This is a genomic window from Ferrovibrio sp., from assembly GCF_019636075.1.
In the GTDB taxonomy this organism is placed as follows: domain Bacteria; phylum Pseudomonadota; class Alphaproteobacteria; order Ferrovibrionales; family Ferrovibrionaceae; genus Ferrovibrio.
The window spans coordinates 88862-111294 of sequence record NZ_JAHBYG010000007.1; the positions used below are offsets into that span (position 1 = coordinate 88862).

Sequence of the window (22433 nt, forward strand, 5' to 3'; positions counted from 1 at the left end):
ACCTTAATATAAGGCCAAATGGACTTGGCGGCAAGGTGGCTTGACTTTGGGGGGCGGAGGGGGTTTATTGCGCCCGCTTTCCGGTTTTTAAGGAAAACGCCCGGTCCCAAGATCCTTGCGGTTGACCAACCCCCCTTGCGGTTGATCAACCCTGAGATCCGTGGATCGACGTCCGTCCGCGAGTGTCGCGCACGGGCGCGTTTTTCGTTGTTCTGTTCCGGGAAGCGGTAGATGGAGCTTTCGGACGCATGTTCGAGAATCTGAGCGGCAAGCTAAGCGATGTGTTCGAGCGCCTGAAACGGCGCGGCGCACTGAGCGAAAGCGATGTGAACGAGGCCCTGCGCGAAGTGCGCGTGGCCTTGCTCGAGGCCGACGTGGCCTTGCCGGTTGTAAAGAGCTTCATCGATTCCGTCCGCGCCAAGGCGGTCGGCCAGGATGTGCTGCGCTCGGTAACCCCGGGCCAGATGGTGATCAAGATCGTGTTCGATCACCTGGTGGACATGCTGGGCGGCAATGTGGAAGCCGGCGAGGATGCCACCGGTATCGATCTCGCCGCCGTGGCGCCGGTGCCGATCCTGATGGTGGGTCTGCAGGGTTCGGGCAAGACCACCTCCACCGCCAAGATCGCGCTGCGCCTCACCAACAAGGAGCGCAAGAAGGTGTTGATGGCGTCGCTCGACGTGCATCGCCCTGCCGCGCAAGAGCAGTTGAAGATTCTCGGCGAGCAGACCGGCGTGGCCTGCCTGCCGATCGTGCCCGGCCAGATGCCGGTGGATATCGCCAAGCGCGCCGTGCAGGCCGCCAAGCTGGGCGGTTTCGATGTGCTGCTGCTGGATACCGCCGGCCGCCTGCATGTGGATGAAGCGCTGATGCTGGAAGTGGCCGCGGTGCGCGAAGTCGCCCAGCCGCATGAAGTGCTGCTGGTGGCCGACAGCCTCACCGGCCAGGATGCCGTTACCGTTGCCAAGGCCTTCAACGAGCGCCTGGGCGTTACCGGCATCGTGCTCACCCGCGTGGATGGCGATGGCCGCGGCGGCGCCGCGCTGAGCATGCGCGCGGTTACCGGCAAGCCGATCAAGCTGATCGGTGTCGGCGAAAAGATCGATGCCATCGAGCCGTTCCATCCGCAGCGTATCGCCCAGCGCATCCTCGGCATGGGCGACATCGTCTCGCTGGTGGAAAAAGCCGCCGAGACCATCGAGAAGGAAGAGGCCGAGCGCCTGGCTGCCCGCGTGCAGAAGGGCCAGTTCGATCTCGACGACATGGCCAGCCAGCTCAAGCAACTGCGCAAGATGGGCGGCATGTCGGGCGTGATGAACCTGCTGCCCGGCGTGGGCAAGATCAAGCAGCAGATGGCGAATGCCAATATCGATGAAAGCGTGATCAAGCGTCAGGAAGCCATCATCTCTTCCATGACGCGCCAGGAACGCAAGAATCCCAAGATCATCCATGCATCGCGCAAGAAGCGCATTGCCGCCGGCTCGGGCACCAGCGTGCAGGATGTGAACAAGCTGCTGAAACAGCATCTGCAGATGTCGGACATGATGAAGCGCATGTCGAAGCTGGGCCAGAAGGGCTTCGCGCGCAGCATCATGGCGGGCATGGGCGGGGGTTTCCCCGGCCTGCCGAAAATGTAATTCGCGTATTTGAAGATCAACCTGTGAAAGGACGAATGGTATGTCTGTTAAGATCCGCATGACCCGCGGCGGCGCCAAGAAGCGGCCCTATTACCGCATCGTGGTGGCCGATTCCCGCAGCCCGCGCGATGGCCGTTTCATCGAGAAGATCGGTTCCTACGATCCGATGCTGCCGAAGGACCGCGAGCGCGTGCAGCTCAATGTCGAGCGCGTGCAGTATTGGCTGAGCCAGGGCGCGCAGCCGTCTGATCGCGTGGCCCGCTTTTTCACTCAGGCCGGCCTGATGAAATGGGAACACGGCAACAATCCGGAAAAGGCCAAGCCGAAGGCCAAGGCGCAAGAGCGCATCAAGATGGAAGCGCAGAAGGCTGCTGAAGCCGCCGCTGCCGCTGCCGAACAGCCGGCCGGCTGATCGGTAGGGTCTAGGCTGCGTATCCGCACGCAATGACACGCAAGGTCTGTCTGGGCATGATCGTTTCGGCGCATGGCATCAAGGGCGAAGTGAAGCTGCGCAGCTTCACTGCCGATCCGCGCGCCGTTGTGGATTACGGCCCGCTGACCGACCAATCCGGCCGCGTCTACAAGCTGCGCCTGCGTGGCCAGCCGAAGGGCGAGATGCTGGTGGCGGCGGTGCAGGGCGTGACGGATCGCAATGCGGCTGAAGCGTTGCGCGGCATCCAGCTTTTCGTCGATCGCGCGGCCTTGCCGCCGGCGGCGGAGGCGGATGGCGAGTATTACCACGAAGACCTGATCGGCCTGGCGGTGCATGCTGCTGGCGATGGTCAGGGTCTGGGTGGCCAGATCCTGGGCAGCGTTGTCGCGGTGCGCAATTTCGGCGGCGGCGACATGCTGGAAGTATTGCCTGTCGGCGGGCGCGGCGGACGCGACACGGTCTATGTGCCGTTCAACGACGACGCGGTGCCCGAGGTGGATGTTGCCGCTGGGCGGCTCACGGTGGCGCCGGGCTTCTGGCTCGTGTCGGAAGCCGGGGACGCCGCCGAACGGGCGAAGGAAGAGTAATGCCGGATGCGGCGGGGCCCAATGCCTGCTGGCAGGCAAGGGTTCTGACCCTGTATCCGGCAATGTTTCCAGGGCCGCTTGGCCAGAGTTTGGCCGGGCGTGCGTTGGAGCGCGGTGTGTGGGCGTTGCAGGCGGTGGACATTCGCGATTACGCGCGCGATAAACACCGCTCCGTGGACGACACCCCCGCAGGCGGCGGGCCTGGCATGGTGATGCGGGCCGACGTGCTGGCGGCGGCGGTGGACGATGCGGTGGCTGCTTTGCCGGGCAAGCCGCTGATCTATTTTTCGCCGCGCGGGCGGCGGATGGATCAGGGGCTGGTGCGGCAGCTGGCCGATGCCGGCGGCGCCGTGATGCTGTGCGGACGCTTCGAGGGCGTGGACGAGCGGTTGCTCGAAGCACGCCCGATCGAGCAGGTCAGTCTCGGCGATTTCGTGCTTTCGGGCGGCGAGATCGCGGCGCTGGCTTTGATGGATGCGGTGGTGCGGCTGCTGCCCGGTGTGATGGGCGAGGCGGAATCGGCCATCGAGGAAAGTTTTTCGGCCGGGTTGCTGGAATATCCCCAGTATACGCGGCCGATGGAGTGGGAAGGCCGGAGCATCCCCGAGATTTTGCTCTCTGGCCACCACGCCAGGATTGCGGATTGGCGGCGTGCCATGGCGGAGGCGATCACCGCCGAGCGCCGACCGGATCTGTGGGACGCGTATCGTCGCGCCCGGCCCAGCCAGGATCGGCGCGGCCGGCGCGGCAAAACGGATTGATGGTTTTTAGGTTCTGACGAGGAAAGGCGAAGTGCCATGAACATTCTGCAGCAGCTCGAAGCCGAGCAGATTCAAGCCCTGGCGGCGGCCCGCGCGGTGCCCGAATTCGGCCCCGGCGACACGCTCCGCGTGAACGTGAAGGTTTCGGAAGGCGGCCGCGAACGCGTGCAGGCCTATGAGGGCGTGTGCATCGCGCGCTCCAACCGCGGCGTGAATTCCAATTTCACCGTGCGCAAGATTTCGTATGGCGAAGGCGTGGAGCGTATCTTCCCGCTCTACAGCCCGCGCATCGAATCCATCGTGGTGGTGCGCCGCGGCGATGTGCGTCGCGCCAAGCTGTATTACCTGCGCGGCCGTACCGGCAAGTCTGCCCGTATCACCGAGAAGCGCAGCGATCACGCGGCCGAAGCCAAGGCGTAATCGCCTTGGCTGGCTTGCCAGCCTGCCCAGTTTCAAGCCGCCGGCGATGGCAGCATCGCGGGCGGCTTTCGTTTGTCTGAACACCACCGTTTGCCTAAACACCACCGTTAGCCTGAACACCACGCAAAACATCCGGGAGAGAAATCATGCCGCAGCTCAATTTCTTCTTTGGTCCGGGCGCTTGCTCGCTGGCCAGCCATATCGCGCTGGAGGAAACCGGCGCGCCGTTCACCGCCAAGGCGGTGGCGCTGCGCAAGGGCGAACAGCAGGCCCCGGAATACCTGGCGATGAATCCCAAGGGCAAGGTGCCGCTGCTGGTGATCGACGGCAAGCCGCTCACCGAAAACGTGGCGATCCTCAGCTATCTGGCGAAAACCTTTCCGCAGGCCAAGCTGCTGCCCACCGGCGATGCGCTGCAGGAAGCCGAGGTGCTGTCTTTCCTGGCCTGGTGCACGGCCGGCATCCATCCGGTGTTTTCCCGCATGTTCGGCCCGCAGCGTTTCTGCGACCTGCCCGACAGCGCCGACAATGTGAAGAAGCTGGCTGTCGGCCCCACGGCGCAGAATTTCGCGCTGATCGAAAAGATGCTGGCTAACACGGTGCAGGCTGGCAAGGATTGGCTGTTCGGCGATTTTTCGGCCGCCGATGGCTATCTCTTCGTGTTCTGGCGCTGGGCGCAGTTTCACAAGCTGGATGTCTCGGCCTATCCGAATTACGCCAAGCATTTCGAGCGCATGCTGGCGCGGCCCAGCGTGCAGCGGGCGATGGCGCGCGAGCAGGCGGCGCAGGCGGAAATCGAAAAGGCGGCCTGAGCGGTTGCTCCAGCATTTCTCCCGTCTGGGGGTGTGCTTGCAGGTGATCGTGGTCACAGCCGCGTGAAAATCGGGGGGTCTGGGCATTTTTCCTGCCTAGGCCCCCTTTTCTTTTGACATTGGTTCCATAAAGTAACCAATGCAATTTTTGCAACCAACCCCAGATATCAACCCTAGACTTGGGATACAAAGAAAATGCCTGCTCTCGAAAAATTCGGCCCGCTGCTGGGTCGCATCCTGATCGCTCTGCTGTTCGTGCCGGCCGGCATCAGCAAGATCACCGGCTTCGGCGGCACGGTGGGCTATATCACCTCGGTGGGCCTGCCGCTGCCGCAGGTTGGCGCCGTGCTGGCCATCGTGATCGAACTGGGCCTCGGCCTGGCCTTGCTGGCCGGTTTCAAGACCCGCTATGCCGCGCTCGGCCTGGCGGTGTTCACCCTGGTGGCCAGCTTCTTCTTCCATGCCTTCTGGGCGGTGCCGGATGCGCAGATGGCGTTCATGCAGCAGCTGCTGTTCTTCAAGAACCTGGCGGTTGTCGGCGGTCTGCTGGCCTTTGTCGGCTTCGGCGCCGGCGCCTATGCGCTGGATAACCGCGCCAAGGCGTAACACTTCCGCATCGTTGCGAAAAAGGCCATCCGGGCGAAACCCGGGTGGCTTTTTTTTGTTTCAGGCGTGCGATTTCACGCGCGCGATTCAGGCGCGCAGCTTCACCGGCTGGCCATGGGGCGTATGGGCATAAGCCTCGGCCCAGGCATCGCGCATCTGCAAGAGTTCGTCGGCGGCAACGATGCCCTTGCGGGCCAGCAGGGTTTGCAAGGCCGCCAGCCAGCGTTCGTAATACACAGAGCCGTCATTCGGTCCGCAATCGGCACGCTGCGAGGAAAGCTCCGCGCCCAGGCTGTCGGCCCATTCGGCCCAGGTGAAGGCGCCCAGTTCATGCAGACGCAGGGTGAGGGCGAAGGCGCTGGCCTGCCAGGGCTCGGCGAAAACCGGTGTGCCATCCTGGTCCAGCGGCAGCGGACCCAGCCGATCGAGCGGCAGGTCAGACGGCTTCAAGATGCGCCTCCCACAGATCGGCGCGGACCGTGCCTTTGAAGCGCGCATCCGCGCCCCAGACTTCATCGGCCTCGAATACCACATTGTAGAGATGCTGCGGCTGCTCGCCTTTGAAATGCGCGTTGCTGTCGGCAAAGACATGCAGGCCGTGATCCATCATCACCACGCCGGTCTTGCCGCGCAGATAGCGGGGCAGGCGGGTATGGCCGGCCGGATTGATGTTGATCGCACGCACGCGCTGGCCGATGCGCAGGCCGGCAGGTTTGCCTTCGCTGCGCGTGGTGGGGCCGCCGCGCGCCAGGATGGCCGGCACCTGATCGGCGGTCACGGCGGGCTTGATCGGTGCCATGATCGGTGCTTGGCCGTTCGGCTCGCCGCTTTGCAGCTCCGCCTCGGTCAGCAATCCGCGCTGCACCAGCAGGCGCTCCAGGCCGCTCATCCAGCGTTCGTAATAGCTGGAATTCAGATACAGCGCCGGCGGCGTCAATTCGCGGGCATGGCGGCTGGCATCGATATTCCATTGCCCCAGGCTGCCGGTGGCCAGCGTGATGGCCAGCGCGCGCTTTTCCCAATCGGCATGGAAAAGCGGTTCGTCGGCTTCGGGCTTCACCGGGCCGAAGCCATCCATGCCGCCCATATCGTGGATGCCGTTCATGGCGATGTCCCGGGCGCGCGCGCCGCCAAACCGGTGCCGATCATGCTGTCGCGCGTCACCAGATCGGCGAGCTGCTCCTCGCTCAGGCCTGCGCTGCCGGCGGGGCGTTCGGGAATTACCAGATAGCGCACTTCGGCGGTGGAATCCCACACGCTGATTTCGGTGCTCTCCGGCAACGTCACGCCGAAATCCGCCAGCACGCCGCGCGGATCGATCACCGCGCGCGCGCGATAGGCATCGGATTTATACCAGACCGGCGGCAGGCCCAGCACGCTCCACGGATAGCAGGAGCATAGCGTGCAGACGACAAGGTTATGCTTGCCCGGCGCATTCTCCACGATCACCATATGCTCGCCCTGGCGACCGCCATAGCCAAGCTCGGCAATCGCTGCCGTGGCATCCTGGCGCAGGCGGGCCAGATAATCAGGATCGCTCCAGGCGCGGGCCACCACACGGGCGCCGTTGCGCGGGCCGATCTTGGTTTCGTAGGTGTCGATATAGGCGTCCAGGGCCGCCGCATCCACCAGCCCCTTGCGGGTGAGCAAGGTTTCCAGCGCCTTCACCCGCAGGGCGGGATCCGGCGGGATATCGGAATGCCCATGATCATGCCCATGATCATGGTCGTGATGATGATCGTGATCGTGATCGTGGTGGTGGTCATGGTCATGGTCATGCGTCATGGCATCAGCCTATGCGGCTTTTTTCACACCGGCCAGCAATTCCGGCAGGCTGTTGATGATGCGGTCGGGCTGGATGCCGCAATCGGCGGGCAGGCCCTGGCGGTAGGGATCGCACCAGATGGCGTGAATCCCCAAACGTTGCGGTACCACCACTTCCCATTCCAGATTGTCGCCGACCATCCATGTCTGTGCGGGAGAGACTTCCAGAACCTCCATGGCATGGCGGTAGGCCTGCTCTTCGGGTTTGCCGAAGCCATGCTCGCCTTCGATCTGGATATGGTGGAAGCGATGCGCGAGATCGAAGCGCTCCACCTTGGCGCGCTGGGTCAGCGCCGCGCCATTGGTGATCAGCGCCAGCTTCACATCGGTCTGGCGCAACGCGTCGATGGTTTCCAGCGCGCCGGGAAAAAGATGCATCTCCTCGCGGCGCATTTCGGTGAAACGGTCGGCCATGGCATCGGCGGCTTCCAGCGCGGGCATGGCATGGCCGGCTTCCGCCATATGCTCGAAAGCCCGGCGCACCACGGCGCGGCGCGCTTCGGGCAGGTTCAGGCGCCAGTATTTCTGCACCTCCGGCGTGCTTTCATTCCAGAACCGGCGGCCCACCTGCGCCAGCATGGCGATCAATGCCGGCACATCCAGTCCGCCCAGATTATCGGCCTGTTCGGCGGCGATGCGTGTCCAGGCCAGATGCGGCTGGCCATAGGCGGACAGGATGGTGTCGTCCAGATCGAACAATATTGCCTTGGGTAAGCCACTCACGACGCGGTTTCCTCCAACAACCAATCGCGCATCGCCTTGATGCGCGGGGCCTCGGCCATATGGTCGAGGCAGACAAGCCAATAAGCCCCGCTCACCGGAAAGCTGCGGTCGAACAACCGCACCAGCCGGCCGGCCTTGATCTCCTCGGCCACGAAGGCCGGGTCCATCACCGCCACGCCCAGGCCCTGCAGGGCGGCCTGGATGGTGAAGCTGCGGGTCTCGAAAACCGGGCCCACGGTGGGATCTATATCATTGGCGCCCATCGCCTGCAGCCAGATCCGCCAATGTTCGATGCGATTTTGCGAATGCAGCAGGCGCAGCCCGGCCAGATCGGCGGGTTTATGGATCTTGCCGGCCAGGTCGGGATGCGCCACCACCGCCAGTTCTTCGGTGAACAGCTTGGTGGCGGTGAGGCCCGGCCAGTCGCCATTGCCATAGCGGATGGCGCAATCCAGCCCCTCGCGCTCCAGGTCGATGGGTTTCATCGAGGTGGTGATGCGCACGTCGATATCGGGATGCTTGGCCTGGAAGCGGGAAAGCCGGGGGATGAACCAGCGCATCGCCACGGTGGAGAACATGCTGATGGTGAGCGTGCCCTCGGTGCGCCGGGCTTCCAGCTTAGCCAGGGCCTGGGCCAGATAATCGAAGCCGCGCTGCACATCGGGCAGGATGGCCTGGCCCTCGGGCGACAGCACCAGGCCGCGCCGCGTGCGGTGGAACAGCGGCACCCCCAGCATCTCCTCCAACTGGCGGATCTGGTGGCTGATGGCCGAAAGCGTGACCGAAAGCTCCTCGGCGGCGGCGGTGAAATTCAGGTGCCGGCCGGCCACTTCGAAGGCCTTGAGTGCGTTCAGCGGCAGCAACCGGCGGCTGAAGGCACTGGCTGTGGGGGCGGCGGCCATGAATTTTCCTCGATTTCCGCTTGATGTTAATTCCACCGGATTCCGGCCCTCGGGGCTGTTTAAGCCCTTGCGGTGGCGGGCATCCGCCCTAGAATCCGGCCCCACTTTCGGAAACGCTCCAACGATAGTCAACGGATATCGCCCTATGACCGCGCCCCGCACGCTCTACGACAAGATCTGGGATAGCCATCTGGTTGCCGAGGATCTGATCTATATCGACCTGCATCTGGTGCATGAAGTGACCAGCCCGCAAGCCTTTGCCGGCTTGCGCGCGGCCGGTCGCAAGGTGCATCGCCCGGATGCAACCGTGGCGGTACCCGATCATAACGTGCCCACCACGCCGGATCGCCTGAAGGGCATCATCGCCGACGAGGAATCCCGCATCCAGGTGGAAACCCTGGATCGGAATGCCAAGGAATTCGGCGTCAATTACTACCCGATGAACGATATCAACCAGGGTATCGTGCATATCGTGGGGCCGGAACAGGGCTATACCCAGCCGGGCATGACCATCGTTTGCGGCGACAGCCACACCGCCACCCATGGCGCTTTCGGCAGCCTGGCCTTCGGCATTGGCACCTCGGAAGTGGAGCATGTGCTGGCCACCCAGACCCTGCAGCAGAAATACGCCAAGAACATGCGTATCGACGTGGAAGGCAAACTCGGCCCGGGCGTGACCGCGAAAGACATCATCCTGGCGGTGATCGGCAAGATCGGCACCGCCGGCGGCACCGGCTATGTGATCGAATATACCGGCAGCGCCATCCGTGGGCTTTCGATGGAAGGCCGCATGACGGTCTGCAACATGACCATCGAGGCGGGCGCCCGCGCCGGCCTGATCGCGCCGGACGATATCACCTTCGACTATCTCAAGGGCCGCCCGCATGCCCCCAAGGGCGCGGCCTGGGAACAGGCTCTGGCCTGGTGGAAGACCCTGCCGTCCGATCCGGGCGCCAAGTATGACGCCGAAGTATTCCTCAAGGCCGAGGATATCGTGCCGCATATCACCTGGGGCACCAGCCCGCAGGATGTGGCGCCGATCACCGGCGTTGTACCCAACCCGGCCGATATGGCCGACGAAGCCAAGCGCGCAGCTTTGATCCGCGCGCTGGATTACATGGGCCTGAAGCCCGGCGAGAAGCTGGATACCGTGCCGGTGCAGCGGGTGTTCATCGGGTCTTGCACCAATGGCCGCATCGAGGATCTGCGCGCCGCCGCCGCCGTGGCCAAGGGCCGCAAGGTGGCTGCCGGCGTGAATGCCATCGTGGTGCCGGGCTCGGGCCTGGTGAAGCATCAGGCCGAGGAAGAAGGCTTGGACAAGGTGTTCCTCGAAGCCGGCTTCGAATGGCGCGAACCGGGCTGTTCGATGTGCCTGGCGATGAATGCCGACCGGCTCAGCCCCGGCGAGCGCTGCGCCTCCACCTCGAACCGCAATTTCGAGGGCCGCCAGGGTCCGCGCGGCCGCACCCATCTGATGAGCCCGGCCATGGCCGTGGCCGCTGCCGTCACCGGCAAGCTGGCCGATGTGCGCAGCCTGTAAGCGCCCGTAAGCGAAGATAAGGAAAGCAAGCCATGGATAAGTTCACCACGCTGACCGCCGTCGCCGCTCCGCTGCCGCTGCTGAATGTCGATACCGACATGATCATTCCCAAGCAGTTTCTGAAAACCGTGGAGCGCACCGGCCTGGCGCGCGGCCTGTTCTTCGAATTGCGGCAGACCCCGGATGGCGCGCCGGTGCCGGAATTCTTCATGAACCAGGCGCAATATAAAGGCGCGCAGATTCTGGTGGCCGGCGACAATTTCGGCTGCGGCTCGTCGCGCGAGCACGCCCCCTGGGCGCTGCTGGATTACGGCATCAAATGCGTGATCTCCACCAGCTTCGCCGACATCTTCTACAATAACTGTTTCCAGAACGGCATCCTGCCGATCAAGCTGCCGCAGGCCGATGTGGACAAGCTGATGGACGATGCCAAGCGCGGCCAGAATGCTCGCATCACCGTCGATCTGGAAAAGCAGGAAATCACCGGCCCGGATGGCGGCACGATCAAGTTCGAGATCGATCCGCACAAGAAGCATTGCCTGCTCAACGGGCTCGACAATATCGGCCTCACGCTGGAGAAGAAGAAATCCATCGACGATTTCGAAACCCGCCAGCGCGCCGCCCAGCCCTGGCGCTATGCCCAGGCAGGCCGCGTGAGCTGAATCGATTATCCGTCACCCCCGGATTTGTTCCGGGGGTCCATGCCAACTTTCCACGCGTTTTATCGGCGCGTGGATGCCCGGAACAAGTCCGGGCATGACGATGCGTTAGGAGCAATCATGTCTAATCGTACCATGTTGATGTTGCCCGGCGACGGGATCGGCCCGGAAGTGATGGGCGAGGTTCGCCGAGTCATCGAATGGATGGACAAGCGCCGCCATGTGTCCTTCAACGTGAAGGAAGATCTGGTGGGCGGCTGCGCCTATGAAAAGCATGGCGCGCCGCTGGCCGACAAGACCATGCAGGATGCGCTGGATTGCGGCGTGGTGCTGCTGGGCGCCGTGGGCGGCCCGCAATGGGATAACCTGCCTTTCGACAAGAAGCCCGAGCGCGGCCTGCTGCGCCTGCGCAAGGAGATGGACCTGTTCGCCAATCTGCGCCCGGCGAAATGCTTCGATGCCCTGGTGGAAGCCAGCAGCTTGAAGCCGGAACTGGTGCGCGGCCTCGACATCATGATCGTGCGCGAACTCACCGGCGGCGTGTATTTCGGTTCGCCGCGTGGCATCGAGACGCTGCCGAATGGCGAGCGCCGCGGCGTGAACACGCAAGTCTATACCACCAGCGAAATCCGCCGTGTGGCCGCCGTGGCCTTCGAGCTGGCGCAAAAGCGCGGCAACAAGGTCACCTCGCTTGAGAAGGCCAATGTGATGGAATCCGGCGTGCTGTGGCGCGAGGAAGTCACCAAGCTGCATCAGGAAAAGTATAAGGATGTGCAGCTCGAGCATATGTATGCCGATAACGGCGCCATGCAGCTGGTGCGCAACCCGAAGCAGTTCGACGTGATGGTGACCGACAACCTGTTCGGCGATATCCTGTCCGACGAAGCCGCCATGCTCACCGGTTCGCTGGGCATGCTGCCGTCGGCCTCGATCGGCGCCGCCGATCCCGCCACCGGCCGCCGCATGGCGCTGTTCGAGCCGGTGCATGGCTCGGCGCCGGATATCGCCGGCAAGGGCGTGGCCAATCCGTTGGCCACCATCCAGAGCTTCTCCATGGCCCTGCGCTATGCCTATGATCTGGGTGCCGATGCGGACTTGATCGACAAGGCGGCGGAAAACGTGCTGAAGAGCGGCGTGCGCACCGCCGATCTGGGCGGCGGCTCGGCCAAGGTGGGCACAAAGGGCATGGGCGATGCCCTGATCGGGGAACTCGACAAGCTGGCAGCCTAAACCGCTTCCCGCTACACTCTTCCCGACGTAAGGGATCGGGAGAGATTGCCATGACAAGCCTGAAATTGTTCGGTCGCAATCTCTCCCCCTATACGCGGCGCGTCGCCATCGCGATGACGCTGCTCGATATCCCCCATGAGCGCGACTATCTCTCCGTCACCACCGATCCGGCGCGTGGGCTGCAGATCAACCCGGTGGGCCGGGTGCCGGCCTTGCAATTGTCGCCGGACGAAACCCTGATCGAATCCGCCGCCATCCTGGATTACCTGATGGAACTGGCCGGGCCGAAAAGCCTGATCCCGGCGCGCGGCAAGGCGCGGCGCGATTGCCAGCGCCTGATGGCGATTGCCAGCGGCGTGCTGGATAAGGCGGTGGGCGCGGTCTACGAAGTGCGCCGCCGCCCGGCCGAGAAAGTGCACGAACCCTGGCGGCAGCATCTGCTCAATCAGGCCAATGGCGGCTTGAAGGCGCTGGAAGCCGCAGCCGCGCAGATCGGCCCGGCCCATCCCTGGCTGCTGGGCGAAGAATTCAGCCTGGCGGATATCACCCTGGCGGTGACGATCAGCTTCCTGCGCGTGATGCAGCCCGATCTGCTGGCCGATGGCGCTTATCCGCATCTGGAAAAACTTACCAATGCCTGCGAGGCCATGGCGGCTTTCAAGGCGCATCCGGTGGAAACCCCCTGAAAATACGCAAAAGTTGTAGTATTAAATTTTATGCTCTTGATGGGTCGAATTGTTCATGTTATGTTCAGTAAACCATGATCAAGGAATACAGCAGCATGACCCAGCTTCCTGACCCGCTCACCGAAGCCAGCCTCACCGCCATGATGCGCGACCGCCGCTATTGGCATCCTACCCAGCGCGACCCGGCTTTTCAGAAAACCGTCGAGCAGGGTTTCCGCCTGCTCTACCCCGAATCCCGGCGCGATGCGACCGGCAGGCTGATCCGCATGCCGCCGCGCGAAGGACGTTTGCAACAGGAGAATTCTTCAAGCGGTCGCGTGCCAGACGGTCGTGTGCAGGTGGATGCCTATAGCCGTCATCAGGATGGCCAGCTTGTCCAAGTATCCGATCACACGCGTGCATTGCCAGGGCAGGGCCAACAGGCGCCGCGCGCCAGCCAGGAAAAGCTCGATGCCATAGCCAAGGCCGGCACATGGGTGGGCGAAAGCCGCGAATGCGTGGCGTTGGTCAAGCATGCGCTGCCGCAACTCGGCCCCACCCGCAACTGGCGTCGCGGGGCCGATATCAAGGGACCGAACGATCCGCCCTTGCAGCCTGGCACGCCGATCGCCACCTTCGACAAGGAAGGCCGCTATCCCAATAAACCCACTGGCAATCATGCCGCGATCTTCCTGGGTTATGGCAAGAGCCTCCGAGGTAAGGATGGGATTCGCGTGCTTGACCAGGATAAAAACAACAAGCCGCGTGAGCGAGTGATCGAATTCAATCCACCAGTAGGAGCAAGCCCGTCCAATACAGGAAATGCTTTTAGCGTGGTCGAGACTCGGAAATGAGGCGAGCTATTGGCAGAGGCGTTTTGTTCATGTGCGAGATGATATCCGCATGTATCCCGGCATTGCCGGCAAAAGCGCAGTTTGTTGAAACGGAATGCCCGCTTTTACATCCACAGTTTCCGAATGGCAAACTCAACTCTGCACAATGGCAGGAGGGGCAGGAAACACATTTCGTACCCGAGATAGAGTATAGGCTTGAAAATGGGAATTACTATGCCGCGCTGGATTACAGGTACCCAGAGTACTACAGAGATTTCCGGAAATACGGGGTTCGCCTCTGGTGCCGCTATCGTGGCGCGCCCGATCTCTACATCGACATTCCTGGACTGGTGAATAAATGCGTCTTGATCTGGCATGATCCAGCCGATCCGAAGGCTGATCCCATCTATCGCCGTGCCTATTGCGAGTCCGATGTTTCTGGGGCGGCTGAGTAAAAGACTGCGATCTTCCTGGGCTATGGGAAGAATGCCGAAGGTCAGGGCGGCATCCGGGTGTTGGATCAGGCAAGAGATTTCATGCCAAAAGAGACATTTATTCCCTTTGGCCGTCCTGCTGCGTCAGTCTCTGCATCGAGACGCGCGGAAGCCTTCAGTGAAATTTCAACCCAGAAATAAGGCTGAATTATATGCGTGTCGCGCTTTTATGCCGGAGTGTTGTGTTTCTTATTATTGTTTTTGCGACACAAGCTTCGGCGGAGATCAAGATAACGCGCTGTCCTTTGCAGCACCCGGATGCTTCCGGAGGACGATTGAAGACGGCTGTTCCGCATGAAACAGGCGACATGTCGAATGATTTACCGGAATATCCGCCTCATGCGCCGGGCGAAGTATCGATCGCTGTATATGAATACGGCTTGCCGGGAGAGCCGATATTCCGAAATGCAAAACTTCTATGTCGGTACAGTATGGGGCCTAATCTGTCTTTACCCGTCCCCGGGCAATTAAAGCGATGCGAAATGCGCTGGCGCGAGCCCTCCAATCCGAAGGCCGATCCGATTTACCTGTCGGCTTATTGCGAATCCGAAATCTCCGGGGCCGCTCAATAGCCATGAAGTTATACTCAGTAAATCCACTGGCCAGCATTCAGCGTTATTCTACCTCAAAAATAGGGTGGTAGAGAATGCGTCCATCATTATTGCAATTTTCTTTGGTTCTGTTGCTGTTTGGCATAAGCGGTAAAACCGCGCATGCACAATTCATTGAGACAGAATGTTCTCTCCTTCACCCGTTCAATTCCGATGCACGATTGATCGGCGCGCAATGGCAGGAAGATGGGGAAACACATTTCGCGCCGGAAATAGAATATCGGCTTGAGAATGGCGATTATTATAGCGCGCTTGACTATCGCGTCGGGGGGTATGTTGCAGATCGTCAACGCAAGATTCGGCTGCTCTGCATCTATCGTGGAGCGCCCGATCTGTATGTCGACATTCCCGGGCTGGTGAATAAATGCGTGCTGATCTGGCGCGATCCCGCCAATCCGAAAGCTGATCCGGTCTATCGCCGCGCCTATTGCGAATCCGATATATCGGGCGGGGCCAACTGATATGCCGCAGCCAGCCGGATCGCGCCCTGTTCGATATGGATCAGGCGCAGGCCATCGCAGCGGGCCTGCAGCGGCGGCGTTACATCGCGGCCATGCTGGCGCAGCAGCGCCTTGGCGGAAAACACCGCGCCGAAGCGGGCGATGGTGACATGCGGTTCGAACGGCGCGCGATCACCGTCTGGCGCGCTTGGGCCTGGCAAAGCGTCATGCAAGGCCGTGCAATGCGCGGCGGTTTGCGCATCGGGCAGCAGATAGACGAGATGCGGATATTTGCCGCCGCCCGGCACCGAAAAAATCTCCAGCCGGTCGAAATGCGCGGCGAAAGCTGGCGTCATCGCAGACAGCCTTTCCGCTCGCGCCGCGGCATCCTGTGGCGTCACGGCATCGGTGGGAAACAGCAGGGTCACATGGGGCGGCACGGCCTTATGCTGCGGATCGTGCTGGGCGCGGATGGCATCAAGCCAGCTTGCGGCATTCTCGGCCCAGGCGAAGGTGAGGATGATGGCGATCTGCATGGCCGCAGCTTGCAGCCGGCCATGCGCTATGCATAGCTTCAATCCATGGATATTTCGCTTTTCATCGCCACCATGCTGGCGGGCGCTGCCTATGTGATCCTGCCCGGCCCGGCCTTTCTGGCTTTGCTCGGCATCGGCGCGGCGCAGGGCCGCCGGGCCGGCGCGGGCTTCGTGATCGGGCACCTGGCCGGCGATCTGGTCTGGGCCAGCCTGGCGATCACCGCCATCGTGGGTTCGGCCAGCTTGGGCACATTGGTATTCGATCTGCTCGGCCTGGTCTGCGGCTGCTATCTCGGCTGGCTGGGCTGGAAGGCGCTGCGGGCGAAGCCGGCCGCCGATGGCGGGCTGGATAACGCGGTGAAGCATCCGCTGCGGCGCGGCCTGGCTTTCGGGCTGACCAATCCCAAAGGCTATCCGGTCAGTGTGGCGATGTTCACCGCTTTGCTGGCCAGCCATGCGCAGGAATTGGGCTGGAGCCTGTTTCCGCAATTGCTGGCCGCCGCCTTCGTGGGTTTCGTGCTGGCCGATATCGTTCTGGTGGCGCTGATCGGCTCCGGCCCGGTGCGGCGCATCTATATGCGGCACCAACTCGCCATCACCCGCGCCTCAGGCCTGCTATTCATCGGCTTCGGCCTGCAGGCTTTATGGCAATCGGGCAGCAGTTTGCTGTTCAGGCGCGGCTAGACCAGCCACAGCAATCCCAGCGCAAACGCCGCCGGCACAGCCTGGATGCGGATGATCCGGCGATTGGCGGTGAAGCCGCCATAGAGGCCGGCCACCAGGATGCAGGCCAGGAAGAAGCTCTGGATATGCTTGCCGGCCAGTGGCTCGGGATAGAGCAGGCCGAAGATCAGCCCGGCAGCGAGGAAGCCGTTATACAAACCTTGATTGGCCGCCAGCACGGCGGAGGCCTGGGCCTGTTCCAGCTTCTGGCCGAAGGCGCGCAGGCCGAGCGGCTTGGTCCAGAAAAACATCTCCAGCACCAGGATATAGACATGCAGCAGCGCGATCAGCGCGACGATCAGGATTTGGGCGATCTGCATGGCTTTTCCTGTCAGGCTTTGAGCGCGGCTTCCACCAGGCTCAGCCGGTCGTTGCCGAAATACATGTCGTGGCCATCGACGAAAATCGTCGGGCTGCCGAAACCGCCGCGCTGCACCAGTTCGTCGGTATTGGTTTTCAATTCGGCCTTGATTGCGGGATCGTTGCAGGCCGCCAGCATGGCATCGGCATCCAGGCCGGTGCGGGCGCAGGCCTCGCGCAGCACGGCTTCCTGGCTGATATCCTTGTCTTCGCCCCAATAGAGTTCGAACAGCGCGCGGGCCAGCTCTACCTGCTTGGCGCTGTCGGGCGCCTGGCTGTCGGCCCAGATGCAGCCGCGCATCGCCTTCACGCTGTTCACCGGAAACACGCTGGGCGGAAACTTGATCTTCAATCCGGCCTGGCGCGCCCAATCGCCCAGATCCTTCAGCATATAGGCATCCTTCGCGGGCACTGGATTCTGCCGCATGATGTACATGCTGGGATTGGCCGCGTTGAACACGCCGCCCACCAGGATCGGCCGCCATTGGATCGGTTCGCCCAGGCGCTTGGCCAGGGGCTGGAGATTGTGGAAACCCAGATAGGTCCAGGGGCTCGATACGTCGTAGAACATTTCGATGCGGGGCTGGCTGGCTGTCATGGTTTCCTCCTGGTGTTTTTTATCATGTTAGTTGGTCGCGCAGTTTGCGCAACAGCCGGGGAAACGCCGTGTCGTCTTGCAGCGCGCGCGCCAGGGTGAGTGCGCCCTGAATGCCGGCCACCAGGCTTTCCGCCCTGACTTGCGCATCCGGCAGGCCGCCGCGCGCCAGCAGGCCGGCCAGGGCTTCGATCCAGGCGGCGAAATAGCCGCGCAGGCGTTCGGCGAACAGGTCGCGGGTATCGTCCAGCGCGAAAGCGCCCATCAGGCAGATACGGCCGCCGCTTTGGAAATACGCATCCGTCGCCGCCAGCATGGCATCCACGCCACTGCGCCAATGTAACGTGGGCCAATCTGGCGCTTGCCGCAACGGCGCGTAAATCTCGCGCTCGAACCAGCCGTCGATCTCCTCCAGCACACAGGCTGCCATCTGCTGTTTGCCGCCGGGGAAGTGATTATACAGGCTGCCCTTGCCCAGGCCGGTGGCAGCCGTGATGCGTTCCAGCGAGGCGCCGGCATAGCCATGCTGGCGGAACACTTCCGCCAGCTTGCGGATCAGCTCCGCACGGCTGAGTTTGGCGGCGGGCATTACAAGCCGAGTTCGGACAAGCCCGGATGATCGTCCGGGCGCCGGCCCCCGGCCTGCTGCCTGGGCCAGTGGAATTTGCGCGCGCCTTCCGGGATGCGCACATCGTTGATGCTGGCCTCGCGGCGGCGCATCAGGCCGTGGGCGTCGAATTCCCATTGCTCGTTGCCATGGCTGCGATACCAGTTGCCGCTATCGTCGTGCCATTCATAGGCGAAACGCACGGCGATGCGGTTCTCGGTAAAGGCCCAGACCTCCTTGATCAGCCGGTAATCCAGCTCGCGCTGCCATTTGCGCGCCAGAAACTCTTCGATCAGCGCCCGGCCGGAGAAGAATTCGGCGCGATTCCGCCAAAGGCTATCCTCGGTATAGGCCAGGGCCACCCGGGCCGGATCGCGGCTGTTCCAGGCATCTTCGGCCAGGCGGGCCTTCTGGGCGGCGGTCTCGGCGGTGAAGGGCGGCAGGGGTGGGCGGCTCATGGGATTTCTCCGGTTTATTGTACCGAACGGTACAATAGCGCAATCCATAACCCAAGGCAATGCACCGCGACAATTCAGCCCTTTACGGGCGTAAAATTCCGCCCTAATTTCCGCGCCGTCCGCCGGGTGCTGACCTGCCGGGCAACAGAAGTCCCTCAATCGGCCTGCCGGATGTCGATCCGCCGGGTGTTTTGGAAAGGCATACAAAGATGGGCTACAAGGTAGCTGTGGTCGGCGCCACCGGTGTGGTGGGCCGCGAAATGCTCAACATCCTGCATGAGCGCAAGTTCCCGGTTTCCGAGATCGTCGCGCTGGCCTCGCGCCGCAGCCTGGGCAAGGACGCCCATTTCGGCGACCAGAAGATCAAGGTGAAGGCGCTCGACGATTACGATTTCCGCGGCGTGGATATCGCGCTGTTTTCGGCCGGCGGTGCCACCTCGAAGGAATGGGCGCCCAAGGTTGCGGCGGCCGGCGCGGTGGTGATCGACAATTCCAGCCAATGGCGCATGGACCCCGATGTGCCGCTGATCGTGCCGGAAGTGAATGCCGATGCCGTGGCCGGCTATACCAAGAAGGGCATCATCGCCAATCCGAATTGTTCGACCGCGCAGCTGGTGGTGGCCTTGAAGCCGCTGCATGACCGCGCCGGCATCAAGCGCGTGGTGGTGGATACCTATCAATCGGTGTCGGGCGCCGGCAACGATGGCGTGACCGAACTCGAACGCCAGACCAAGGCGATCTTCGTCAACGATCCGGTGGAGAAGCAGAAGTTCACCAAGCAGATCGCCTTCAACGTCATTCCTCATATCGACGTCTTCATGGACGACGGTTACACCAAGGAGGAATGGAAGATGATGGCGGAGACCAAGAAGATTCTCGACCCGAAGATCAAGCTGACCGCCACCTGCGTGCGCGTGCCGGTTTTCATCGGCCATTCCGAAGCGGTGAATATCGAATTCGAGCAGCCGCTTTCGGCCGATGAGGCGCGCGAAATCCTGTCGGAAGCACCGGGCGTGCAGGTGCTGGATCGCCGCGAAAACGGCGGCTATATCACGCCGCTTGAATGCGCCGGCGATTACAACACCTTCGTGTCGCGCATCCGCGAGGACATCACCGTTGAAAACGGCCTGTCGCTGTGGGTGGTCTCCGACAACCTGCGCAAGGGCGCGGCGCTCAATGCCGTGCAGATCGCCGAAGTTCTAGCGGCCCGCTTCCTGAAGAAGCAGGCGGCCTGATTTAACTTCACGTCCAGAAAACCCGCGCATCGGGAGACCGCTGCTCGGGTTTTTTATTCCGCGAAGATTTGCAGCATCTGGGTGCGCAGCCAGCGATTGGCCGGATCCTCGCGCATGGATGCATGCCAATAGAGATAGAGATCGAGCGTGGGCGCATCGATCGGCAGCGGCAGCACCTGGGTTTCAAAACTGCGGCTGAGCAGGCGGGCATAGCGTTCCGGCATGGTCAGGATCATGTCGCTATGGCTCACCACGCGGGTGGCGGCGAAGTAATGCTGGCAGCGCAGGCGGATGCGGCGCTCCAGGCCGAGGCGGTTGAGTTCCACGTCTTCCAGGCCGGGGCCGCCGCGCCGCGAGGAAACCAGGATATGGTCCTGGCGCAGATAGGTGGCGAGATCGAGATCGGGGCCCACGGTGGGATGATCGCGCCGCGCCACCACGGCCAGGCGCCCGGCCTCCACGCGCTGGCGCTGAATCTCCTCCGATAGCGGCAGCAGGATGTCGATGGCCAGATCGATGCTGCCTGCGGCGAGGCCGGATTCCACCGCGCGACGGTCCACCCGGATGGACGCGATGTCGATGCCCGGCGCGGTTTCTTCCAGGCCATGCAGCAAGGGCGGCAGCACGGTGGATTCCAGGATGTCGCGCAGGCCCAGGGTGAAGCGTTTGCGGGTCTGGCCGGGATCGAAATGCGCCGTCTCGCTCAAGGTGAATTCCAGCAGCCGCAGCGAGCGTTGCACCGGTTCGATGATGGTGCGGGTCAGCGGCGTCGGCTCCAGCCGGTGGCCACGCCGCACGAAAAGCGGATCGTTGTAGATATCGCGCAACCGGGCCAGGGCATGGCTGATGGCCGGCTGGGTCAGGTTCAGCCGGGCGGCGGCGCGGCTTACACCGCCCTCGGCATGGATGGCCTGCAACACCGTGAAAAGGTTGAGATCGATACGTCGTATATTAGTCTTATTCATATTAATAATTCTAAACATTCATTTGATTGATTGGAAGCCCGCCCTTAGCTTTGCCGTATCGGAAACCAATCTGAGGCGGCCATGACCCGGGCTCCGACCCCCCGTGAACTCTTCATGCGGCAGAAAACCTATTCCATCGCGGCCCTGGCCGAGGAATTCGGCATCACGCCCCGTGCTTTGCGTTTCTACGAGGAAAAGGGCCTGCTGACGCCGTTTCGTCAGGGGCTGGAACGGCTCTATACCAAGCCCGATCGCGCCCGGTTGCGGCTGATCCTGCGCTGCAAGCGCTGGGGTTTCACCTTGACCGAGATTCACGCCCTGCTGGAAGCGCAGGACGAAGCCGGTTCCAGACCTGGTCCTGGGCCTGGTCCTGGGGCTGGGCATCAGTTGCGCCTGTCGCTGCAATTGGGCCGCGAGAAGCTGCAGGCGCTGGAAAAGCAGCGCGACGAGATTGAATCCGGCATCGCCGAATTGCAGGCCACCATGGCCGATCTGGAGCGGCAATTGGATGCCCGCCACGCAGATCGGGATCACGCAGATCGGGGCCAGGCAGATCGGGGCCAGGCAGATCGGGCCCGCATAACGCTGTTGCGGCCGGTGCCGCGCGGTGAGGCGGCGGCGGCTTAAGCAAGCCCGCGCAGCACGGCCTCCACCGGCGCGGTCCAGCCCACGATGCCGCCTTGCGCGCGGATCATGGCAATCGTGGCGGCCTTGAATTCCGGGAAATAGCTTTCGGTGGCGTCTTCCGCCAGCAGGCATTCATAGCCGCGATCATTGGCTTCGCGCATGGTGGTCTGCACGCAGACCTCAGTGGTCACGCCGGCGAAGATCAGGTGGCCGATGCCCAGCTTTTGCAGAATCTCCTGCAACGGCGTGGCATAGAACGCGCCCTTGCCGGGCTTCAGCAACACGATCTCGCCGGGCAGGGCCGCCAGTTCGGGCACCAGGTCGTTGCCCGGCTCGCCATCCACCAGGATGCGTCCCATCGGCCCGGCATCGCCGATAGTCAGGCTGCCGCTGCCCGGCATTTGCCCCCGCGCGCGTTTGGAGGGCGGGCAATCCGACAGGTCGGGCTTGTGGCCTTCGCGGGTATGGATCACCGGCAGGCCGGCGGCGCGAAACCCGGCGATCAGCCTGGCCACCGTGGGCACGATGGCCTGCAAGGGCCGCACATCGTTGCCCAAGGCAGAGCCGAAGCCGCCTTCCTCAACGAAATCGCGCTGCATGTCGATCACGATCAGCGCCAGCTTGCCGGCCGGAAAGCTGTAATCATAAGGCGCGGCTACGATACTCGGCATGGCTTACCTATCCGGTGTTTTTCCGTCATTGGATCAGCAAGCGGCGTGCCAGGGGCAAAGTCTTGATTTCGTTAAGTGCCATGCATTCAATCGGCAGAATCCGCACAAAAATTCACCACATCCGCATGGCTTCCGAGCAGCGGGCAAACCACTATAGGTTAGGCCGAAAGAAGAGACATGCGAATGGGAGCAACGCGGTGAGCAGCCAGCCAAAGGCCGACATATTGCAGGATATTCTGGCGGAGCGGTTTTCCTGCCGCGCATTCAAGCCCGATCCGGTGCCGCGCCCGGTGATCGAGCGGATCCTGGCCATGGCCCAGCGCGTGCCATCCTGGTGCAATGCGCAGCCGTGGAAAGTCGAAATCGCCAGCGGCGCCAGCCTGCAGGGATTCCGCAGCGGCTTGCAGGCGGCGGTGCGGGCCGGCGAAGCCAAGCCCGATTTCGCCTGGCCGCGTGCCTATGAAGGTGTGTATCAGGAG

General features: G+C 62.7%; 31 protein-coding genes. 19 read left to right on the forward strand and 12 right to left on the reverse strand.

What is annotated here, in order from left to right; genetic code table 11:
• Positions 1-248 precede the first annotated feature (248 nt).
• The 7 genes from ffh to KF827_RS05245 all read left to right on the forward strand — a co-directional run bounded on the left by ffh (position 249) and on the right by KF827_RS05245 (position 5256).
• Entirely contained in the window at positions 249-1637 is a 1389-nt protein-coding gene (gene ffh, locus KF827_RS05215) for a signal recognition particle protein (RefSeq protein ID WP_291001337.1), read from the forward strand.
• A 40-nt stretch (positions 1638-1677) separates the two neighbouring features.
• The gene (rpsP, locus tag KF827_RS05220; protein ID WP_291001342.1) at positions 1678-2049 is read left to right on the forward strand and encodes a 30S ribosomal protein S16; all 372 of its coding nucleotides are present in this window, start codon (positions 1678-1680) and stop codon (positions 2047-2049) included.
• A gap of 32 nt (positions 2050-2081) precedes the next feature.
• On the forward strand, positions 2082-2657 hold the full coding sequence (gene rimM, locus KF827_RS05225) for a ribosome maturation factor RimM (RefSeq protein ID WP_291001346.1): 576 nt from the start codon (positions 2082-2084) through the stop codon (positions 2655-2657).
• Positions 2657-3418: a tRNA (guanosine(37)-N1)-methyltransferase TrmD gene (gene trmD, locus KF827_RS05230; RefSeq protein ID WP_291001349.1), complete on the forward strand. Its 762-nt coding sequence runs from the start codon at positions 2657-2659 to the stop codon at positions 3416-3418. The genes rimM and trmD overlap by 1 nt, the downstream gene beginning before the upstream one ends.
• A gap of 36 nt (positions 3419-3454) precedes the next feature.
• The gene (gene rplS / locus KF827_RS05235; RefSeq protein WP_291001352.1) at positions 3455-3838 is read left to right on the forward strand and encodes a 50S ribosomal protein L19; all 384 of its coding nucleotides are present in this window, start codon (positions 3455-3457) and stop codon (positions 3836-3838) included.
• A 146-nt stretch (positions 3839-3984) separates the two neighbouring features.
• Positions 3985-4650 (forward strand): glutathione S-transferase N-terminal domain-containing protein, encoded by a 666-nt coding sequence (locus tag KF827_RS05240; protein WP_291001355.1) that lies wholly within the window; start codon positions 3985-3987, stop codon positions 4648-4650.
• 195 nt (positions 4651-4845) lie between these two features.
• Positions 4846-5256 carry a DoxX family protein gene (locus tag KF827_RS05245; protein WP_291001358.1) on the forward strand — a complete coding sequence of 137 codons (411 nt, stop codon included), beginning with the start codon at positions 4846-4848 and terminating at the stop codon, positions 5254-5256.
• Positions 5257-5343: 87 nt separating this feature from the next.
• Here KF827_RS05245 and KF827_RS05250 read toward each other — a convergent pair whose 3' ends face one another.
• From KF827_RS05250 to gcvA, 5 genes are read right to left on the reverse strand one after another with little or no spacing between them, the layout of a single operon-like run.
• A complete protein-coding gene (locus tag KF827_RS05250) occupies positions 5344-5706 on the reverse strand; it encodes a nitrile hydratase accessory protein (protein WP_291001361.1) in 363 nt (120 codons plus the stop codon).
• On the reverse strand, positions 5693-6361 hold the full coding sequence (gene nthB / locus KF827_RS05255) for a nitrile hydratase subunit beta (protein WP_291001364.1): 669 nt from the start codon (positions 6359-6361) through the stop codon (positions 5693-5695). The genes KF827_RS05250 and nthB overlap by 14 nt, the downstream gene beginning before the upstream one ends.
• Positions 6358-7041: a nitrile hydratase subunit alpha gene (gene nthA / locus KF827_RS05260; protein WP_291001367.1), complete on the reverse strand. Its 684-nt coding sequence runs from the start codon at positions 7039-7041 to the stop codon at positions 6358-6360. The genes nthB and nthA overlap by 4 nt, the downstream gene beginning before the upstream one ends.
• Before the next feature lie 9 nt (positions 7042-7050).
• Positions 7051-7803 carry an HAD family hydrolase gene (locus tag KF827_RS05265; RefSeq protein ID WP_291001370.1) on the reverse strand — a complete coding sequence of 251 codons (753 nt, stop codon included), beginning with the start codon at positions 7801-7803 and terminating at the stop codon, positions 7051-7053.
• On the reverse strand, positions 7800-8705 hold the full coding sequence (gene gcvA / locus KF827_RS05270; protein WP_291001373.1) for a transcriptional regulator GcvA: 906 nt from the start codon (positions 8703-8705) through the stop codon (positions 7800-7802). The genes KF827_RS05265 and gcvA overlap by 4 nt, the downstream gene beginning before the upstream one ends.
• 145 nt (positions 8706-8850) lie before the next feature.
• On the opposite strand from gcvA, the gene leuC reads away from it, so the two are divergent.
• The 8 genes from leuC to KF827_RS05310 all read left to right on the forward strand — a co-directional run bounded on the left by leuC (position 8851) and on the right by KF827_RS05310 (position 15198).
• Positions 8851-10245, forward strand: coding sequence for a 3-isopropylmalate dehydratase large subunit (gene leuC / locus KF827_RS05275; protein ID WP_291001377.1), 1395 nt, complete (start codon positions 8851-8853; stop codon positions 10243-10245).
• A 32-nt stretch (positions 10246-10277) separates the two neighbouring features.
• Positions 10278-10907 (forward strand): 3-isopropylmalate dehydratase small subunit, encoded by a 630-nt coding sequence (gene leuD, locus KF827_RS05280; RefSeq protein WP_291001382.1) that lies wholly within the window; start codon positions 10278-10280, stop codon positions 10905-10907.
• Between the two features lie 114 nt (positions 10908-11021).
• Entirely contained in the window at positions 11022-12134 is a 1113-nt protein-coding gene (leuB, locus tag KF827_RS05285; protein WP_291001439.1) for a 3-isopropylmalate dehydrogenase, read from the forward strand.
• 50 nt (positions 12135-12184) lie between these two features.
• The gene (locus KF827_RS05290) at positions 12185-12820 is read left to right on the forward strand and encodes a glutathione S-transferase family protein (RefSeq protein ID WP_291001385.1); all 636 of its coding nucleotides are present in this window, start codon (positions 12185-12187) and stop codon (positions 12818-12820) included.
• Between the two features lie 95 nt (positions 12821-12915).
• A complete protein-coding gene (locus KF827_RS05295) occupies positions 12916-13653 on the forward strand; it encodes a BPSL0067 family protein (protein ID WP_291001388.1) in 738 nt (245 codons plus the stop codon).
• A 29-nt stretch (positions 13654-13682) separates the two neighbouring features.
• The gene (locus tag KF827_RS05300; RefSeq protein WP_291001390.1) at positions 13683-14087 is read left to right on the forward strand and encodes a hypothetical protein; all 405 of its coding nucleotides are present in this window, start codon (positions 13683-13685) and stop codon (positions 14085-14087) included.
• A 191-nt stretch (positions 14088-14278) separates the two neighbouring features.
• A complete protein-coding gene (locus KF827_RS05305; protein WP_291001393.1) occupies positions 14279-14698 on the forward strand; it encodes a hypothetical protein in 420 nt (139 codons plus the stop codon).
• Between the two features lie 74 nt (positions 14699-14772).
• Positions 14773-15198: a hypothetical protein gene (locus KF827_RS05310; RefSeq protein WP_291001396.1), complete on the forward strand. Its 426-nt coding sequence runs from the start codon at positions 14773-14775 to the stop codon at positions 15196-15198.
• Here the strand turns inward: KF827_RS05310 and KF827_RS05315 are convergent.
• Positions 15162-15713: a 2'-5' RNA ligase family protein gene (locus tag KF827_RS05315; protein WP_291001399.1), complete on the reverse strand. Its 552-nt coding sequence runs from the start codon at positions 15711-15713 to the stop codon at positions 15162-15164. The two genes, KF827_RS05310 and KF827_RS05315, sit on opposite strands and share 37 nt — an antisense overlap.
• A gap of 45 nt (positions 15714-15758) precedes the next feature.
• On the opposite strand from KF827_RS05315, the gene KF827_RS05320 reads away from it, so the two are divergent.
• Positions 15759-16397, forward strand: coding sequence for a LysE family translocator (locus KF827_RS05320; protein WP_291001401.1), 639 nt, complete (start codon positions 15759-15761; stop codon positions 16395-16397).
• Here the strand turns inward: KF827_RS05320 and KF827_RS05325 are convergent.
• Genes KF827_RS05325 through KF827_RS05340 form a run of 4 tightly spaced genes read right to left on the reverse strand, consistent with a single transcriptional unit; the run spans position 16394 to position 18456 of the window.
• Complete coding sequence (locus KF827_RS05325; RefSeq protein WP_291001404.1) at positions 16394-16756, reverse strand: DUF1304 domain-containing protein; 363 nt, start codon at positions 16754-16756, stop codon at positions 16394-16396. The two genes, KF827_RS05320 and KF827_RS05325, sit on opposite strands and share 4 nt — an antisense overlap.
• 11 nt (positions 16757-16767) lie before the next feature.
• Complete coding sequence (locus KF827_RS05330; protein ID WP_291001407.1) at positions 16768-17394, reverse strand: 2-hydroxychromene-2-carboxylate isomerase; 627 nt, start codon at positions 17392-17394, stop codon at positions 16768-16770.
• 22 nt (positions 17395-17416) lie between these two features.
• A complete protein-coding gene (locus KF827_RS05335; protein WP_291001410.1) occupies positions 17417-17980 on the reverse strand; it encodes a TetR/AcrR family transcriptional regulator in 564 nt (187 codons plus the stop codon).
• Positions 17980-18456: a nuclear transport factor 2 family protein gene (locus tag KF827_RS05340; RefSeq protein ID WP_291001412.1), complete on the reverse strand. Its 477-nt coding sequence runs from the start codon at positions 18454-18456 to the stop codon at positions 17980-17982. Before KF827_RS05340 ends, KF827_RS05335 begins: the two co-directional genes overlap by 1 nt.
• Positions 18457-18665: 209 nt before the next feature.
• On the opposite strand from KF827_RS05340, the gene KF827_RS05345 reads away from it, so the two are divergent.
• On the forward strand, positions 18666-19691 hold the full coding sequence (locus tag KF827_RS05345) for an aspartate-semialdehyde dehydrogenase (RefSeq protein WP_291001415.1): 1026 nt from the start codon (positions 18666-18668) through the stop codon (positions 19689-19691).
• A gap of 53 nt (positions 19692-19744) precedes the next feature.
• Here the strand turns inward: KF827_RS05345 and KF827_RS05350 are convergent, their stop codons facing one another.
• Positions 19745-20656 (reverse strand): LysR family transcriptional regulator, encoded by a 912-nt coding sequence (locus tag KF827_RS05350; RefSeq protein WP_291001418.1) that lies wholly within the window; start codon positions 20654-20656, stop codon positions 19745-19747.
• Between the two features lie 81 nt (positions 20657-20737).
• Between KF827_RS05350 and KF827_RS05355 the strand changes: the two genes are divergently transcribed.
• Positions 20738-21283 (forward strand): MerR family DNA-binding transcriptional regulator, encoded by a 546-nt coding sequence (locus KF827_RS05355; RefSeq protein ID WP_291001421.1) that lies wholly within the window; start codon positions 20738-20740, stop codon positions 21281-21283.
• Here the strand turns inward: KF827_RS05355 and KF827_RS05360 are convergent.
• On the reverse strand, positions 21280-21954 hold the full coding sequence (locus tag KF827_RS05360) for a cysteine hydrolase (protein ID WP_291001424.1): 675 nt from the start codon (positions 21952-21954) through the stop codon (positions 21280-21282). The genes KF827_RS05355 and KF827_RS05360 overlap by 4 nt on opposite strands.
• 197 nt (positions 21955-22151) lie before the next feature.
• Between KF827_RS05360 and KF827_RS05365 the strand changes: the two genes are divergently transcribed.
• Positions 22152-22433: nitroreductase family protein (locus KF827_RS05365; RefSeq protein ID WP_291001428.1), on the forward strand; the 282-nt coding region annotated here is incomplete at its 3' end.

Excerpts from the sequence above, each read along its gene's own strand:
- KF827_RS05290 (WP_291001385.1), top strand. The coding sequence starts at position 12,185 with ATGACAAGCCTGAAATTGTTCGGTCGCAATCTCTCCCCCTATACGCGG.
- rplS (WP_291001352.1), top strand. The coding sequence starts at position 3,455 with ATGAACATTCTGCAGCAGCTCGAAGCCGAGCAGATTCAAGCCCTGGCG.
- gcvA (WP_291001373.1), bottom strand. The coding sequence starts at position 8,705 with ATGGCCGCCGCCCCCACAGCCAGTGCCTTCAGCCGCCGGTTGCTGCCG.
- KF827_RS05330 (WP_291001407.1), bottom strand. The coding sequence starts at position 17,394 with ATGACAGCCAGCCAGCCCCGCATCGAAATGTTCTACGACGTATCGAGC.
- nthA (WP_291001367.1), bottom strand. The coding sequence starts at position 7,041 with ATGACGCATGACCATGACCATGACCACCACCACGATCACGATCACGAT.
- KF827_RS05300 (WP_291001390.1), top strand. The coding sequence starts at position 13,683 with ATGTGCGAGATGATATCCGCATGTATCCCGGCATTGCCGGCAAAAGCG.
- KF827_RS05245 (WP_291001358.1), top strand. The coding sequence starts at position 4,846 with ATGCCTGCTCTCGAAAAATTCGGCCCGCTGCTGGGTCGCATCCTGATC.
- KF827_RS05325 (WP_291001404.1), bottom strand. The coding sequence starts at position 16,756 with ATGCAGATCGCCCAAATCCTGATCGTCGCGCTGATCGCGCTGCTGCAT.
- KF827_RS05360 (WP_291001424.1), bottom strand. The coding sequence starts at position 21,954 with ATGCCGAGTATCGTAGCCGCGCCTTATGATTACAGCTTTCCGGCCGGC.
- KF827_RS05310 (WP_291001396.1), top strand. The coding sequence starts at position 14,773 with ATGCGTCCATCATTATTGCAATTTTCTTTGGTTCTGTTGCTGTTTGGC.
- leuC (WP_291001377.1), top strand. The coding sequence starts at position 8,851 with ATGACCGCGCCCCGCACGCTCTACGACAAGATCTGGGATAGCCATCTG.
- KF827_RS05350 (WP_291001418.1), bottom strand. The coding sequence starts at position 20,656 with ATGAATAAGACTAATATACGACGTATCGATCTCAACCTTTTCACGGTG.
- KF827_RS05320 (WP_291001401.1), top strand. The coding sequence starts at position 15,759 with ATGGATATTTCGCTTTTCATCGCCACCATGCTGGCGGGCGCTGCCTAT.
- trmD (WP_291001349.1), top strand. The coding sequence starts at position 2,657 with ATGCCGGATGCGGCGGGGCCCAATGCCTGCTGGCAGGCAAGGGTTCTG.
- KF827_RS05315 (WP_291001399.1), bottom strand. The coding sequence starts at position 15,713 with ATGCAGATCGCCATCATCCTCACCTTCGCCTGGGCCGAGAATGCCGCA.
- KF827_RS05305 (WP_291001393.1), top strand. The coding sequence starts at position 14,279 with ATGCGTGTCGCGCTTTTATGCCGGAGTGTTGTGTTTCTTATTATTGTT.
- KF827_RS05335 (WP_291001410.1), bottom strand. The coding sequence starts at position 17,980 with ATGCCCGCCGCCAAACTCAGCCGTGCGGAGCTGATCCGCAAGCTGGCG.
- nthB (WP_291001364.1), bottom strand. The coding sequence starts at position 6,361 with ATGAACGGCATCCACGATATGGGCGGCATGGATGGCTTCGGCCCGGTG.
- rpsP (WP_291001342.1), top strand. The coding sequence starts at position 1,678 with ATGTCTGTTAAGATCCGCATGACCCGCGGCGGCGCCAAGAAGCGGCCC.
- rimM (WP_291001346.1), top strand. The coding sequence starts at position 2,082 with ATGACACGCAAGGTCTGTCTGGGCATGATCGTTTCGGCGCATGGCATC.
- KF827_RS05295 (WP_291001388.1), top strand. The coding sequence starts at position 12,916 with ATGACCCAGCTTCCTGACCCGCTCACCGAAGCCAGCCTCACCGCCATG.
- KF827_RS05345 (WP_291001415.1), top strand. The coding sequence starts at position 18,666 with ATGGGCTACAAGGTAGCTGTGGTCGGCGCCACCGGTGTGGTGGGCCGC.
- ffh (WP_291001337.1), top strand. The coding sequence starts at position 249 with ATGTTCGAGAATCTGAGCGGCAAGCTAAGCGATGTGTTCGAGCGCCTG.
- KF827_RS05340 (WP_291001412.1), bottom strand. The coding sequence starts at position 18,456 with ATGAGCCGCCCACCCCTGCCGCCCTTCACCGCCGAGACCGCCGCCCAG.
- leuD (WP_291001382.1), top strand. The coding sequence starts at position 10,278 with ATGGATAAGTTCACCACGCTGACCGCCGTCGCCGCTCCGCTGCCGCTG.
- KF827_RS05355 (WP_291001421.1), top strand. The coding sequence starts at position 20,738 with ATGACCCGGGCTCCGACCCCCCGTGAACTCTTCATGCGGCAGAAAACC.
- KF827_RS05240 (WP_291001355.1), top strand. The coding sequence starts at position 3,985 with ATGCCGCAGCTCAATTTCTTCTTTGGTCCGGGCGCTTGCTCGCTGGCC.